Origin of the sequence: Nocardia anaemiae NBRC 100462 (assembly GCF_001612725.1) — a bacterium.
Lineage (GTDB): Bacteria > Actinomycetota > Actinomycetes > Mycobacteriales > Mycobacteriaceae > Nocardia > Nocardia anaemiae.
Window position 1 is genome coordinate 23,311 of record NZ_BDAZ01000088.1, and the last position, 11,351, is coordinate 34,661.

The window sequence follows — 11,351 nt, forward strand, 5'->3', positions numbered from 1 at the left end:
CCCTAACGACTCTCACGGCCGCCGAACCCCGGTGGTGAGCTACGCGACAATCGCCCCGCTATACCCATCCGACCACCCCCCAGCTAACGACAAGCTTCCCGTCAGCGCCGTGGCTCCGACGGGTCGACCACGCCACAACTCGACTCGCGCATCAACACAGCCCCGCGACTTCCTGATCGGTCAGGACGATGGGCGAAACGTAGTCCTTCACCCGGGCCAGCCGGACGGCGCGGTACAAGGGCCGCTCCTCCAGACCGGCGTCTCGGGCCTCGGCGCGCAGTTGGTGAACGAGCATGGTCGAAACCGCTACGGCCGCTGCGAGTTCGCTCGCGGCCAGGGCGTCGGCCAGCTTGCGGAGACCGAGCAGGTGGAGTTCGCGGCCGCTGCCCGCATCGGTGTACATCGCGAGCGGGACGACCTGGGACTCGGCGCCTGCGGTCACCCGCAGCACGATGCGGCTCAAACGCGCCGGAAAGACGAGGATTTCGACGCCGTTGGCGGCCGCGATATCGACCCGGCGCTCGCCGATCACCCGTCGCGCGTGAATCGTGGTCCCCGCCAACCACATCCGTCGCCGACGCAGTGCCACGGCGTAGGCGACGGTGGGTGCACCGACGACGAGACCGATCGCGATCGCGATCGACCACGGCACCAGCAGCGCCGCGAGCAGGGCCGCACCGATACCTACCCCGACCGCGGCGAGGGCGAGCCGCCGCAGCATGGGTGCGTAGGTCTCGGGTGCGACGAGATCGAGTCCGACCGTCGGAACCGGTTGGGCTGCACCGGGATTCGTGGGTTCTACCGGCACGGCTGCCCATTCGTCGTGGTGCGGGTGTACCCCGGCACCGTACTACTCGCCCTGGCGCAACGCGGCGGCGACTGCGGCGACCGTCTCGTCCAGTGGGATCTGCCGCTGTTCACCGGTGGCCATATCCTTCAGGCCGATGGTGTTCTCGGCCAGGTCACGGTCACCAAGGACCAGGGTGAATTTCGCACCGGATTTATCCGCGGCCTTCAGCGACCCCTTGACGCTCCGACCGCCGTAGGCCAGATCGACCCGAATGCCCGCCGCCCGCAACTGTGCCGCCAGCACGACCAACCGCTGCTTGGCCGCATCGCCCAGTGATACGCCGTAGACCTCACATCGCGCCGGATCGCCCGCCGACTTGCCCTCGGCCTCCAGCGCCAGAATCGTGCGGTCCACGCCGAGCCCGAATCCGATGCCGGACAACGGTTGTCCGCCCAATTCGGCCATCAGTCCGTCGTAGCGGCCGCCGCCGCCGATACCCGACTGCGCCCCGAGCCCGTCGTGCACGAATTCGAAGGTCGTCTTCGTGTAGTAGTCCAGCCCACGCACCATCCGCGGATTCACCACATAGGGCACGCCGAGCGCGTCCAGATACCCGAGCACCTGCTCGAAGTGGGTCTTCGCCGACTCCGACAGGTGATCGATCATCAGCGGCGCGTTCGCGGTCATCTCGCGCACCTCGGGTCGCTTGTCGTCGAGCACCCGCAGCGGATTCAGCTGCGCCCGCCGCTTGGTCTCCTCGTCCAGCGGCAGCCCGAACAGGAACTCCTGCAACAGCTCTCGATACTGCGGACGACAGGTCTCGTCACCGAGCGAGGTGATCTCCAGCCGGAAACCATCGAGTCCGAGTCCACGAAATCCCGCGTCGGCGATCGCGATCACCTCGGCGTCCAGCGCCGGATCATCGATACCGATCGCCTCGACACCGACCTGCTGCAGCTGCCGGTACCGACCGGCCTGCGGGCGCTCATAGCGGAAGAACGGACCCGAGTACACCAGCTTCACCGGCAGCTGACCCCGGTCGAGTCCGTGTTCGATGACCGCGCGCATGACGCCCGCCGTGCCCTCCGGTCGCAGCGTGACACTTCGATCGCCGCGGTCGGCGAAGGTGTACATCTCCTTGGTCACCACATCGGTGGATTCACCGACGCCCCGCGCGAACAACGCGGTGTCCTCGAAGATCGGCAGCTCCACATGCCCGTACCCGGCGAGTCGGGCGGCGCGGATCAAGCCGTCGCGCACCGCGACGAACTCGGCCGAGCCGGGGGGCACGTAATCCGGAACCCCCTTCGGGGCGGAGAAGCTGCTGGTCTTGGTCACGATGGTCCAGTTTCCACCACTATGGCCCGTCAAGTCCAACCGGTTTGCCGCCACGGGTTTATACAGCGTCACGACTGGTCGAAATGGCCTGCTGAGCAGTCTCAGGAATAGATGGCACAATCCTGTGCCGTACGTAACGGATACGGGAGGAACGTGGTAGTGCCGACCAACGAACAGCGACGGGCAGCGGCGAAACGGAAACTGGAACGCCAGCTGGCCAACCGGGCCGATCGGGCGCGCAAGCGCAGGCGACTCACGATCGCCGGATCCGCGCTCGGTGTAGTGGTCGTGGCGGCGGCCGCCGTCGGCGTCTACTTCCTGACCAAGAGCGACGACAAGCCCGCGGCCATCAGCTGTGACTACCGCGACAGTCAGAAGCCCGCCGACAAGCCGGTGGACAAGCCGCGTACCGGCGGCATCGAGAACACCGGCGACAACGCGAGCCTCAGCGTCAGCGTGGAGACCACCCAGGGCCCCATCGGTCTGACGCTGGACAATGCCAAGGCGCCGTGCACCGTGAACAGCTTCGCCAGCCTGGCCGGTCAGGGCTACTTCGACAACACCATCTGCCACCGCATGACGGCGGACGAGGGCCTGAAGGTGCTGCAGTGCGGCGACCCGACCGGGACCGGCACCGGTGGTCCGGGCTACCAGTTCGACAACGAGTACCCGACCAATCGCTACAACCCCGCCGACCCGGCATTGCAGAAGCCGATGGATTACAAGCGCGGCACACTCGCCATGGCCAATGCGGGGCCGGATCCCATGACCGGCGGCGGCACCAACGGCAGTCAGTTCTTCATCGTTTACGGCGATTCGCAACTGCCGCCGAACTACACCATCTTCGGCACCGTCGATCCGGACAGCATGGGCACGCTGGACAAGATCGCCGCTGGCGGTCAGGACAACTCCAACGGCCAGGGCGACGGCAAACCCAATCTCCCGGTGACCATCCAGTCGGTCCGCATCGACTGAAGCGACACGCCCGATCCGGGAACTCGCTTCGTTCGGGTCCGCTGCCCATTGTGGGCAGCGGACCCGAGCTGTATGTCCGCCCAAGCCAGGGTAGGCGACCCTAATCGTTCGGTAAGGGTGCGCTAAGACCGGAGATCCTCCGAAGCTTTCCCCTACTCGCCGGAATTGTGCGATATATGCTGTTAAGCGGCACGCCCACACGGTTGGTGCCGAGCTTTCTCGGGTAATCTCGAATGAAGGAGAACGCGTAGCGTAGTCATTCCCGATCGGTCGATCCCCACCGGGAGTGCCACGCGACGAGTCCTCTGGGTGTCCACGTTTGCAGGCGGGGCACCGCCGTGCCGGACTACAGTCCGACGTGGCGGCGTCCGTGACGAAGCACCACAACATCCATAGTGATCACTGCAGCATCGGGGAGCAGCCATGTCCGAGGAACTGGACGACATCGGCCGGGAAACCGCGGCCATGATGAAGACCGCACTGCAGCTTGCGACCTTAGTCGCGCTGCGGACCCGTGAGCGTGGTCAGAAGGAAGCCGAAGCCCGCGTCAAGATCACCGAGGCCCGCATCAAGGAGGCCAGGGAGCTTCAGATCCGGGAGGCCCGCGACGCCAAGGCGAAGGACCCACGCAATCTCGAACTTGCCCGCATGGTCGAGAAATCGGTTCCGGCCAAGGGGATTTCACTGGAGAAGGATCGTTTCTCCGCACAGGCCGAGGCCAGTCGTATGGCCGCGACGGCGTCGGCTCAGTCCAAACCGCTCGTCCGCTACGACTCCCAGGAACGTCGGCAGGCGATCGCGGCGCATCTCGCCCGGATCGGTATCGCGCCGGAACTGGCGGCGGTGCGGATGCTCATCGAAGTAGGCCAGGGACAACCGCCCGAAGAGGCGGTACGCATTCGCGACGAAGCCGCCCGTGCGGCCGCCGCCCGAGGTCGGGAACAGGACGCACGCGGTTTGGAACGCGTCCGACAGTAGCCCGCGCACCGGAAATCGAAAACGCCCGCTGAAATCAGCGGGCGTTTCGACGTTTTCGGCGTTCAGATGCGGAAGTCGCCGATGGTCGGATCGCCGAAGAGCCCCTGGGCCGGGGACTTCAGCGGCAGTGGGCTGAGCATGTCCTTGTGGCCGTTGCGGACACTGCAGTACTTGAAAGGTCCACGGGGATCGAAGAGTTTGGTCATATGCGGATCGGCGTGGTCGAGGAACCAGATGCTCAATCCGGTGCTCGGCTCGAGTCGGTAGTGCTCCCATGCGCGCCAGAGCGCATCTAGTCGCGCCACCGCCTCGGCATGCTTCCACCACTCCGGGCACCACACCGTTTCACTGATATCGGTGACCTGACGCCGATACACCAGGCTGAGGTAGTTCTCGACGAACTCCACCACGTTGGTGTAGATCATGGGCTGTTCCTGCTGGTCGGTCACAGCCGCACCTCGCTGGCGCTCGGTTCCGCTGCGACCGATGGTGCTGGGCTCATGGTTCGCTCGCTACGCTCGCTCACAGTGGCCGGACCTCCTCGATTTGACCGTATTCGGGTGGCGGAGCAGCCTTGGTCAGGTTGGGCGAGCCGATCAGGTCGGCGATCTCGGTCTTACGCCCGGGAAGATGGTGCGAGATCGACTTCTTCACATCGTCAGCGTAGTCGCCCTCCCACCAGGGCACGGTACGCACGAGCACCGCGGGCTGGCCGGAGGTGAAGACGATCGCGCGGCCCTGCGGCAGGGTCGCCAGCGCGTTGACGGTGAACGTCTTGGACGAACTGAGTGAGCGCGAATAGCTCTTGCCGCCTTTGGATTCCGAGACCGAGGACGAGATCGCGTCGTACTCGCCGATCGCCTCGGAACGGTCGCGCAGGAAGTTCATATCGTCGACGCCCGGACCGAGCACCTTGATATTGGCCGCCGACCACAGCGCCAGCATGCCGTCGTCACCCCAGCAGCGCGCGCCCTGGGCCCAGGACTGCAGCACCGTCATCACCACGATGCCACGCGAGCCGAAGTGACTGTACTGCTTGGGCAAATCCTTCCAGCGCACCACATTCGCGGCCTCGTCCAGGACCGCGAGCATCGGGATCGGCAGCCGACCGCCGGGCGAATGGGTGGCCTTGCGCATGGCCACATCGACCACGGCCTCGGTGAGCGCGCTGACCAGCGGCGCCGCCGAACCGCGGCCCTCGAGCGAGAGGCTGTACAGAGTGCCGTTGTTCTCGATGAATTCGAGTTCGTCGAACTGCATGCGGTTGTCGCCCGGCAGGATCCACGGGTGCACATTGGACAGCTGCAGGCAGCGGATCATTTTCTTCGCGGTGCCGAAAATACCGCTCTTGGTACGTGGATCGGCGTTGTACTGCATCGCGAGACCGGAGGCGGTGTAGTGCTTGCTCGCGTTGCGCAGCAGTTCGATGGGCTCGGCATCGTTGGGGTTGGTCACCCAGTCCCAGACCTGGACGATCGGGCGACCACCGAGCGCGGCGGCCAGAAACAGTCCGGCGAGCAGGTCCTCGGCCTCCGGGTCGAAGAACACATCGCCCTTGGCATCGGAACCATTGTCGGCGTCGGCGAAGTGTCCGGCCAACCGGGCGGCCCGCATCTCCGCACCGTCATGGTAGGCGTCGACCCAGGCCAGTGGATCCCAGAACCAGGTCGGTTCCTCCCCCGCGACACCCTGCGGATCGAAGACGAAGGTGCGACTTCCCTTGGCCTCGCGCACATCTCGGGTCGCGTCGACCACGTCGCGCTTATTCGAGGTGGACAGCACGGGGCCGATCGCGGTCAGGATGGCCGGAATCACCCGGGAGGTCGATTTGCCCTGTCGCGGCCCCCAGATGTCCAGGTGCAGATCCTCATATGAGCCGTAGAGCATCACCCCGTCGGCGACGCCGATGCCGATCGGCACGCCCGGACTGTCGTTGTAGCCGAGCCGAACGCCGAGCAGCTCCGCCTTTTCGCGCACGCCCTTCTCGGTGAGTGACTTGATGGCGTCGCCGCTACCCATCACATCGGCCTTGTCGTCCACGGAGAGCCGACCGACCGACCGACGCGCGGCGAGCCGCTTGCGCACCAGCACGAAGGCCACGATCGCCGCGACCACGAGCAGCACGATCACCGTTGAAGCGCGCGGCCAGTGCAATTTGCCCTTGATCAGGTCGGCGACGATCGCGATCGGGTTGATCGGAATATCCTGCGGGGTGACAGCCATCGCATTGCCCAGATGCAGGGCGATCCACAGGGTTCCGAGAGTCGCGAAACCGGCGTAGATCATGTAGAGGGCGATATCGGGTCCGACCACGGCCGGATCCTGCACCTTCTTCTTTTTCGCCATCTCTGCCTCCTGTTAGGACCTGGCTATGTGGTTGTCGCTGGTGCGGATTCAGCGGAAGGCGTCGAGCCGCCAACCTTCCGAGGTGCGCACCACGGTCGCGATGACCGTCGCGGGCGGCAGGGATTCCTTGCGCCCGTTCGGGTAGACGACCGTTTGCTCGACCCCGATCTTGAACTGCTGGACGTTCGGATCGGCGCCCGCGGGCGGGCGCTCCCCCGATGCGAAGGTGAACGCCTCGATATGCGCCTGCGCCTTGGCCCAGTCCGCCCACTGCAGCGTCGCTTTCGGTGTCTCGATCCCGGTCGGCGTGCTGTCCAGCATGCGGATCAGGCTGGGGCCCAACCATTTCCGCGCGCGCGACAGCGACGCGCCCTGGGCCTCGGTGGCGGGCTGCCAGGAGTAGATCTCCTTCAGCGCAACTACCGCGACGCCCTCGGGCGTCACCGGATCGGGTGCGGGCACACCCTCCAGCAATCGGGTCGTGGACGTGGGCGGCTGCGGCGCACCGGAACCCGACTCTCGATCCGAGCCGGCGCACCCCGCACCCGACATCGCGACGCTCACCACCAGCATCACCACCAGTTTCGCGCGTGCAGTGTTCGATATGCGGCGTTCGCGGGCCCCTTCGTGGTCACGCTCCGCTACCGCCTCCGGGTCCGTCGCTCGCGCCGCCGTGTTATTCAAGGCTAGCTGCCGGGACCGACACTTGTGCGGTCCGATCACCGCTCGTGCTTCGGCGTGTTCACCCGCCGCGGTATCGGTTGTCCTCACAACACCCTCCTCCCGCGGCCGTCCCCCGGCACCGCAACCTGGGTCACGCCACTGGAATGCCCGTATGCGGCGGGCACGGATTGGATCATTCTGCCGTTGCCGGAATAGATTCCGACCTCGGCGGGGCCGCGTGGACCGAATGAGCTGAACACCAGATCACCCGGTTGCAGCTTGCTCAGCGGCACCTCGACGCCCGACTCCCACTGTTGTTCCGCCGTTCGCGGCAATGTCACCGTGCCCGACGACGCGGCGAACACCGCCGCCGAAGTGAGGCCGGGACCGTCCATTCCGCCGCCGCTGGGCCCCTGCGGGCCGCCACCACCCCAGACGTACGGCGTGCCGAGCCACTGCTGCGCCGCCTGGACGATCTGAACGCCGCCCGCGCCCTCCTGCGGAGTGAAGCGGCCAGTGGAACCCTGGGCGCGGTATTGCGGTTCCATCGCAAGGATATTCGTGACGTAGGGCTGGGTCTCGGCGTAGTGCGCGGCCACCTGGTTCGGCATACCGCCGGAGGCGAGCACCGCGCCCTCACCCGCGTTGTAGGCAGCCAGCGTCAGCGCGACCACATCACCCTGTACTCGTCCCGCGGACTCCCACGCCGTGATCTTGCGCGCGAGCGCACACATATATCGGCCCTGACCGATGATCGCGTCGCCGTCGTCCCATACGCTCGCGACGCCGTTGCCGTCGGCATCGATGACATAGGGCTGACCGTCATCGGGATCGATACTGGCCGCGGTGCCGGGCAGGAATTGGGCCAGACCCTGCGCACCCGCGGGCGAGGCGGCGCCGCGCCGGAATCCGGACTCCTGCCTGCCCTGTGCGGCCAGCAGCGACGGGGTGATCTGCGGACAGATGGAACCCGCACGCCGATACCAGATTTCGAGTTCCTGCGGCACCTTGCCGGCCGCCAGCGCACCGCCAGCGGTACCGAACCCGCGATTGCAGCGCGGATCGGACGAGAAGGCCTGCGCACCACCGACATCCGGGGTCGGAGCGCCGTCGAGCCAGGGCAGCGGGTCGATTTGCCGACCGCCGGTGAAGCGTCCGCCGGGCACGATCTCGAAATGCAGATGTGGGCCGCTGGATTCGCCCGCCGACCCGACCTGGGCGATGGGCTGACCGGCCACGACAGTATCGCCGACGTGCACATGCACGCCGCTGTCCCACATATGGCCGTAGACAGCCGAATACGCGCGGCCGTTGATATCGACGGAATCCACGACGATCCAGTTGCCGAAACCCGAAGCTGGACCGGCCGCCACGACACGTCCGTCGGAGACCGAGTAGATGGTGGTGCCGTCAGATGCGGCGAAGTCGACACCCTTATGGGTGCCGCCGCGCGCGCCGAATACATCCGACACGGTGAAGGTGCCTGCGGCCAGCGGCAGCGTCCGGCGAATGGGGCCGACGCCCGCGGCCAGCGACGGTGCACCGGTGGCGGTCGAATGAGCTTGGGTGGCAGTCGGATTGCCGGACGTCCTCGTGGGCGTGCCCGCGACCCGGGAATTACCCGGCGCGTATCCGCCGAGCGGCGCCAACACACTCGACGATACGAGCACCGAGGTGCCCTCGCAGGCGTCGTCCACTGCGGGCATCACGATGACGACCACCAGGGTTATCAGCCCGAGTACGCTCCCCAGCGCCACGTACAGGAGGGTCCGCCCGTTCACCGCATCCCCGGCAGCGCCGAACGACCGCGGACCGAACCGAGCACGTTCACGTTTGCCGCCGAGATTGGTTGAGGGTGTCGGCCAGAGTGCGGTTCATCTCCGCGGCGGCGGCCAATTGTTGTTGCAGCAGTGCGACTTTGCGGCGCAGCGCCGTCGCGTCCAGGCGCTCCAGACTCGGTCCCTCGGCGGCGCGCACCCAGTTGCGCACCGAGTTGGTGTGCACGCCGATCTGCTCGGCGACCACCCGGCATGCCTCCGATTCACTGCGTAGTTTGCCGGTAAGCGCGATAACTTGCTCGACCGCGGCCTTGCGCACTTCCGGCGACACTCTCCGATAGGACCGGTGCGGCATCATGCGCCCCACCTCCCACAGCCGACCGCCTGTCTCGAAAGCTGTGTTGTATCGGGCGAAGTCGCGAGCCCCGTCATGCGGCACTCCCGCTGGGGGAATCGCCGCCACGTGAAGTCGACTCGGTGAACTCGGAGAAGCGCTGGTTGGTTTCGTGGATCCCACTCTCCTTCTCGGACAAGGTGAATTCCATGTGGAACGGGATGCCCGGGCGGCGATCCTCACCGATCTTCAGAAGGAATTTGCCGGTACCCGGTGGTGACGGGCGCAGCTGACCGGGTTTGAGCGCCTCGCCCGTCAGCGCTTGCGGTGCGGACCATCCGGTCACCATCTCCTCCTCGGCGGATGTGAACGGAACCACGCTGTCCAGGCGCTTGATTTCCTCGCCGGGCAACGCGCCGAATATCTTGGCGCGCGCGCGTTCGAGGAAGCCGAGCGCCTTCGCGATGGCGGCTTCCGAGCCCAGTGCTTGCAGGTCCTTGATGGTGTGACTGATCATGATCAGCGCGGTGGCGATGGTGCGCTGCAGACGGGTCAGCTCATCGACCCGGTCGACCATGAAGTCGCCGAGACCGAGCACCTGCCACAGCTCGTCCATGACCACCTGGAAATAGCGCTGGGGGCCGAGTTTGGCGTCGGCGAGCACATGCGCGGCCTCCACCGAGGCGAAACCGTCGGCCCAGCAGGCCAGCATCACGGCGGCCTTGAGCTTCTTGTCGCCGGTGGGGATATGGGATACGTCGATGCAGACCGCGACCGCGCTGGTATCGATCGGAACGCTGGTCTGCCCGTTGAAGATCGCGCCGAACGGGCCCTGGGTCAACGCCCGCAGCGAGCGGCGCAGGCCCTTGATGGCGACCTGGTATTCGTTCGGATCGTCCGCACCGGCATCGAGCTGCAGTTCGTCACCGCCCGCGACGATCACCTCGAGCAGGTTTTCCATGATGGGCGGTTGGTCGGGTGTGTAGCCGCTGCCCGGTCGGTAGAGGATGCGCAGTGCCGTGGCGATCAGCGTTTCCTCGTAGTCGCGCACCCGCGCGCCGCGCACGAGTTCGACCAGACCGGCGATGAGCGTGACCTGGCGGGCGCGCAGATCCTGCAGCACCTGAAGTTGCAGTGCCGGAAACTCGTCCAGCATCGGCACGACCGAACCGAGCACACCCGCGGCGAGCGGATTGAGCTTGCCGTGGCCGTAACCCAGGTCGATCACCTGGCCGCCGACCAGTTCGACCAGCTTGCGGTAGTCCGGTTTCACGTCGGCCAGGATCAGCGGGGTAATGCCTTGTGCGATACCACCGAGCACGATCCGGCGCACCAGCGAGGACTTACCGAAACCGTTGAGGCCCAAGACGAAAAGGCTCGGCGCGGTGATGAAGCTGCCGCGTAGGAACCAGTTCATCGGGTCGAAGCACACCGGGGCCCCGGTGTGCAGATGCGAACCGAGCGGGGTGCCGATCAACGGCGCACCCGCGCCGACCGACCATGGCCACAGACCCGCGACCTGGGCGGTGGTGGCCCGGTATTCGACCGGGCGACCCACGACATTCATCCGGCCGCCGCCGGGTCCCATATAACCGCGATCGGTGAGTTGGGCTGTGCTGCGGTCGAATCCGTCCTCGAAGACCTGTTCGGCGCGGGCCGCGTAGTTGCGGCGGCGGATATCGTCGGTGCGGATCCGGAAGGTCGCGAAGGCCGCCCGCAGGCCGGTGCCCTCACGGCTGATCTGCTCGAGTTTGGCCCTGGTCGCATCGTCGAGCAGCGGCGGACCGGACTGTTTGCGCTTATCCGACCTGGCCTTCGCGCGACGCGCGGCCCTATCCCTCTGTGGGGTGCCCATGGCGCGGTCGGCGGTGTAGTCGATCTTCGCCGCGCGCTGTGCCTCGCGACTCGTCCGCGAGCCATTGCGTTCCGGTCGTGCCACGCGTTCCCCCCGTACCGATCGTTGCGGTGCGCCATCGCGCGGGCGAGCGGTCCTGGCGCCGTCCGGACGTCCACGCTCGGCCGAATTCCGTTCACCGCGGCCATTTTCCGACCTGGTGCGCCCGCGATCGGGATGCGGCCGATCGGCACGGCCACCGTCCGCGGCTGCGGCGCCGGGTCGCGCCCGTCGCTCGGCCGCATCGCGCGACGG

At 66.6% G+C, this 11,351-nt stretch carries 10 protein-coding genes; 2 read left to right on the top strand and 8 right to left on the bottom strand.

The genetic code is table 11. The features are described 5' to 3' along the window. Positions 1–151: 151 nt before the first annotated feature. Positions 152–721, bottom strand: a complete 570-nt coding sequence (locus tag NA5_RS36530) for a hypothetical protein (protein ID WP_062993612.1) — start codon at positions 719–721, stop codon at positions 152–154. A gap of 129 nt (positions 722–850) precedes the next feature. After that, the gene (hisS, locus tag NA5_RS36535; protein ID WP_062993613.1) at positions 851–2,128 is read right to left on the bottom strand and encodes a histidine--tRNA ligase; all 1,278 of its coding nucleotides are present in this window, start codon (positions 2,126–2,128) and stop codon (positions 851–853) included. 159 nt (positions 2,129–2,287) lie between these two features. Here hisS and NA5_RS36540 point away from each other — a divergent pair, with 159 nt between their 5' ends. Both NA5_RS36540 and NA5_RS36545 read left to right on the top strand, forming a co-directional pair. After that, a complete protein-coding gene (locus tag NA5_RS36540; RefSeq protein WP_062993603.1) occupies positions 2,288–3,103 on the top strand; it encodes a peptidylprolyl isomerase in 816 nt (271 codons plus the stop codon). Positions 3,104–3,526: 423 nt separating this feature from the next. Further along, the gene (locus NA5_RS36545) at positions 3,527–4,081 is read left to right on the top strand and encodes a hypothetical protein (RefSeq protein ID WP_062993604.1); all 555 of its coding nucleotides are present in this window, start codon (positions 3,527–3,529) and stop codon (positions 4,079–4,081) included. A 62-nt stretch (positions 4,082–4,143) separates the two neighbouring features. Here the strand turns inward: NA5_RS36545 and NA5_RS36550 are convergent, their stop codons facing one another. The 6 genes from NA5_RS36550 to NA5_RS36575 all read right to left on the bottom strand — a co-directional run. Beyond that, positions 4,144–4,530, bottom strand: a complete 387-nt coding sequence (locus NA5_RS36550; protein ID WP_245672630.1) for a DUF4913 domain-containing protein — start codon at positions 4,528–4,530, stop codon at positions 4,144–4,146. Positions 4,531–4,603: 73 nt separating this feature from the next. After that, complete coding sequence (locus tag NA5_RS36555) at positions 4,604–6,427, bottom strand: type IV secretory system conjugative DNA transfer family protein (RefSeq protein ID WP_062993605.1); 1,824 nt, start codon at positions 6,425–6,427, stop codon at positions 4,604–4,606. Between the two features lie 48 nt (positions 6,428–6,475). Continuing rightward, on the bottom strand, positions 6,476–7,198 hold the full coding sequence (locus NA5_RS36560) for a hypothetical protein (protein ID WP_245672632.1): 723 nt from the start codon (positions 7,196–7,198) through the stop codon (positions 6,476–6,478). Next, positions 7,195–8,871: a peptidoglycan DD-metalloendopeptidase family protein gene (locus NA5_RS36565; protein ID WP_062993606.1), complete on the bottom strand. Its 1,677-nt coding sequence runs from the start codon at positions 8,869–8,871 to the stop codon at positions 7,195–7,197. The genes NA5_RS36560 and NA5_RS36565 overlap by 4 nt, the downstream gene beginning before the upstream one ends. A 46-nt stretch (positions 8,872–8,917) precedes the next feature. Then, entirely contained in the window at positions 8,918–9,226 is a 309-nt protein-coding gene (locus NA5_RS36570; protein ID WP_062993607.1) for a transposase, read from the bottom strand. 70 nt (positions 9,227–9,296) lie between these two features. After that, the coding region (locus NA5_RS36575) for a putative type IV secretion/conjugal transfer ATPase (RefSeq protein ID WP_245672634.1) at positions 9,297–11,351 on the bottom strand (2,055 nt) is incomplete at its 5' end.